This is a genomic window from bacterium (assembly GCA_019912885.1).
Lineage (GTDB): Bacteria > Lernaellota > Lernaellaia > JACKCT01 > JACKCT01 > JAIOHV01.
The window spans coordinates 1-2,355 of record JAIOHV010000099.1 but is presented as its reverse complement, the minus strand read 5'-3'; the positions used below and the strand labels follow the sequence as shown (position 1 = coordinate 2,355).

2 protein-coding genes are annotated in these 2,355 nt (G+C 67.1%); both read right to left on the bottom strand.

Annotated elements, in window-relative coordinates; genetic code table 11:
- The coding region (locus K8I61_08455; GenBank protein MBZ0272054.1) for a M48 family metallopeptidase at nucleotides 1–1,511 on the bottom strand (1,511 nt) is incomplete at its 3' end.
- A gap of 39 nt (nucleotides 1,512–1,550) precedes the next feature.
- Nucleotides 1,551–2,144, bottom strand: coding sequence for a LemA family protein (locus K8I61_08450; GenBank protein ID MBZ0272053.1), 594 nt, complete (start codon nucleotides 2,142–2,144; stop codon nucleotides 1,551–1,553).
- Between the last annotated feature and the right edge of the window lie 211 nt (nucleotides 2,145–2,355).

Below are 2,355 nucleotides of genomic sequence, written 5' to 3'. Positions count from 1 at the left end.
CGCGCCGCGTCCGCCAGGCGGCGCAGCGCCGGCGCGGCGAGATCGACAAGCGGCAGGCGCAGGCGCGGATCGAGGTCGCGCACGATCGCCCACGCTTCGGTGGCGCCGCGCGCGGCGTCATCGCCCGCCGCTTTCGCGAGCGCGCGAAGCTGCCGCGCACGAAGTTCGTCCTCACCGTCGAGGACGAGCGCGCCGATGAGGTGCGTCGCGCCGCCGGGGTCCGCGGCCGATTGCTGGAGCGCTTCGGGAATGGCGCGACGGACACTCCCGGCGGCGGCGACATTCCCCGCGCTGACGCGGCCGACGCTGTCGGCGATGTCGGACGCCTTGGCCATCCGCTCTCGCGCCCACTTCGGGCGATAGTTCGCGCCGGCCATCTGCGCCGCGGCGCCGGCGAGATCGGGCGCGACCGACGCGGGCGCGGCGCGCGCGGTCGGATCATCGAAAATTGCGTCCAGATCGATCGGCCCGACCGATTCGGACTCCGGGAAGTCGCCGTCAAACGCCGGGTCGATGCGGCGGATGCGCTCGGCGAGCGGCGGATGCGTGGACAGCGCGTTCTTGAACAGGCGGACGCGGACGCCCTGCCCGAAAAACAGATGCGCCGCCTGCCCGGCCTTGGCGGTTTTCAAAAGCGCGTGTTCGGAAAACCCGCCGATCTTCTTGAGCGCGCCCGCGATGCCGTCGGGGTTGCGTGTGTAGGCGACGGCGGATGCGTCGGCGAGGAATTCGCGCTGGCGCGAGATGGCGCTCTGGATGACGCGCCCGACAAGGGTGCCGATGTAACCGACGATCACGAGCGCGAGCCCGACGATGATGAGAAACGGCAACGCGCCACCGTCCTTGCCGCTTCGCCGGCGGGGGCGATCGCCCGCGTAGAAACTCGCGCGCAGCACGCCCCGCCCGACGATGCCGATGGCGAGGATGCCGAACAGCACCGAGATCATTCGCACGTTCAGGCGGATGTCGCCGTGCAGGATGTGGCTGAACTCGTGCGCGACGACGCCCTGCAACTCGTCGCGCGAAAGGCGCTCCAACGTGCCCTGCGTGACGGCAACGGCGGCGTCTTCCGGCGAATAACCCGCGGCGAAGGCGTTGATCGCGCCCTCGCCGGAAAGCACGAAAACGCGCGGCATCGGCACGCCGGCCGCGATCGCCATCTCCTCGACGACATTCACCAGGCGCTTTTCGTGACGATCCTTCGTCGTCGCGTCGATCTCGCGTCCGCCGAGCATCTCGGCGACCGCCGCTCCCCCGCCGCGAAGCGAGAGGTGTTTGGCGAGCGACACCAGGCCGACGAAGATCACGACAGCCGCGGACACTTGCGCGAAATCGACGGGATCCCAGATCGGCACGGTGCACGCGGTGTCGGTTCCGCATTCGAAATACCAGACCGCGAACCGGCTGACGGCGTAAATGCCGGCGGTGATGCCGGCGAGCGCGACGAGAAAAAGCAGGATGAGGCCGCGCGATTTTTTGCGCGCGCGGTCCTGGTGTTCGAAAAAGTTCATCGCGCGATGCTCACGCGGCCGGCGTCGATACGGCGCGGGCTAGGCGAAGGACACCTTGGGCGCCTTGCGCTCGTCCGCGCTTTCGATCGGCTCAAGCTGCGCGGCCGGCCCAAAGTTGAACATCCCCGCGATGACGTTTGCCGGGAATTTCTCGCGATCGATGTTGTACGACATGACGCTGTCGTTGAACGACTGGCGCGCGAACGAGATCTTGTTTTCCGTGCTCGTCAGCTCTTCCATGAGGCCCGCCATCGTCTCGTTCGCTTTCAGGTCGGGATATTGCTCGACAACGGCCATGAGCCGGCCGAGCGCGCCGCCGAGCATCGACTCGGCCTGCATGAGCCCGCTCATCGCGCCCGGATCGCCCGGCGATTGCGCCGCGCGCCCTCCCGCGTTCACCGCGGCGCCGCGCGCGGCGATGACGGCCTCGAGCGTTTCGCGTTCGTGCTTCAGGTAGCCGCGCGCCGTCTCGACGAGATTCGGAATCAGGTCGTACCGGCGCTTCAATTGCACGTCGATTTGCGCGTACGCGTTCTTGTAGCGGTTCCGGCTGGTGACCAGGCCGTTGTACAGAACGATCGTGAACACCACCGCCAGTGCGATGAGTCCCACCGTCACAAAGAATATGCCCATGTCCCCTCCTCCGAGTGCGTTCGCGCCAGTGAATCAGGGGCGCGAGCGCGGGTCAAGAAGAATTGGGAATTGTGTACGAAGCGGGGAAGATGTCCTTGGTATAAGCGGGAGTAGATGTCCGGATTTCCGGCGGGGAGGTTTAAACGGGTGCGATGCAGCACTCATCCAACGCCCTGTCCCGCGAGGCCAAAGCCATGACGCGACGGGAAGT

Bases quoted from the DNA above. Each gene is read 5' to 3' on its own strand.
- K8I61_08450 (MBZ0272053.1), bottom strand. From the start codon at position 2,144: ATGGGCATATTCTTTGTGACGGTGGGACTCATCGCACTGGCGGTGGTG.